This window comes from Streptomyces sparsus, assembly GCF_054776295.1.
Window position 1 is genome coordinate 1 of sequence record NZ_BAAHCA010001308.1, and the last position, 1,051, is coordinate 1,051.

At 75.0% G+C, this 1,051-nt stretch carries 2 protein-coding genes; both read left to right on the forward strand.

The window, feature by feature from the left end; all coding sequences use genetic code 11:
* A partial coding sequence (locus tag ACYVE9_RS28085; protein WP_461030701.1) for an iron chelate uptake ABC transporter family permease subunit occupies positions 1-241 on the forward strand: 241 nt, incomplete at its 5' end.
* The coding region (locus ACYVE9_RS28090) for an ABC transporter ATP-binding protein (protein WP_461030702.1) at positions 238-1,051 on the forward strand (814 nt) is incomplete at its 3' end. The genes ACYVE9_RS28085 and ACYVE9_RS28090, both read left to right, overlap by 4 nt.

The following is a 1,051-nucleotide window of genomic DNA, read 5'->3' on the forward strand; positions in this document are numbered from 1 at the left end:
CGGCCCGGTCGACTTCGTCGCACTGCTCGCCCCGCAGGTCGCCCGCCGGCTGACCAGGACCGCGCAGATCCCGCTGCTCGGCTCCGCGCTGCTGGGCGCGTTCATCGTCACCGCCGGCGACCTGCTGGCCCGCCGGCTGCTGTCGCCGACCGAACTGCCCGTCGGGGTGCTGACCGCCGCGATCGGCGCCCCCTACCTGATCTGGCTGCTGATCCGCAGCCGCACCGGAGGCACGGCATGAGTCCCGACCGCACGTCGCGGCTGCGCGCGCAGGACCTGACGCTGGCCTACGACGACCGCCCGGTGGTCGACGGCCTGGACCTGGACGTGCCCGACGGCGAGGTGACGGCCATCGTCGGTCCCAACGCGTGCGGCAAGTCGACCACGCTGCGGGCTCTCGGCCGGCTGCTGAAACCGCGGGGCGGCGCGGTGCTGCTGGACGGCACCGAACTCTCCCGGCTGCCCACCCGGCGCATCGCGCAGGCCGTCGGGCTACTGCCGCAGTCGCCGGTCGCGCCGGAGGCGATCACCGTCGCCGACCTGGTGTCCCGGGGCCGCCAGCCGCACCAGCGGTGGTGGCAGCAGTGGTCCGCGGAGGACGAGCTGGCCGTCACCGACGCCATGACCCGCACCGACGTGCTGGAGTTGGCCGACCGGGCGGTGGACTCGCTGTCCGGCGGGCAGCGGCAGCGGGTGTGGATCGCGATGGCGCTGGCCCAGGAGACCGAGCTGCTGCTGCTCGACGAGCCGACGACGTTCCTGGACATCGCCCACCAGGTGGAGGTGCTGGACCTGGTCCGGCAGCTCAACCAGGACCGCGGCCGGACCGTCGTCATGGTGCTGCACGACCTCAACCAGGCCGCCCGCTACGCCGGCCACCTCGTCGCCATGAAGGACGGCCGGGTCGTGGCCCGCGGCGCCCCGGCCGAGGTGGTCACCGCCGAGCTGGTCCGGGAGGTGTTCGGCCTGGACTCCGTGGTGGTGCCGGACCCGGTGACCGGCAGCCCCCTGGTCGTGCCCGGCGCGCCCTGGCAGCCGTCCCCCGCCGGCC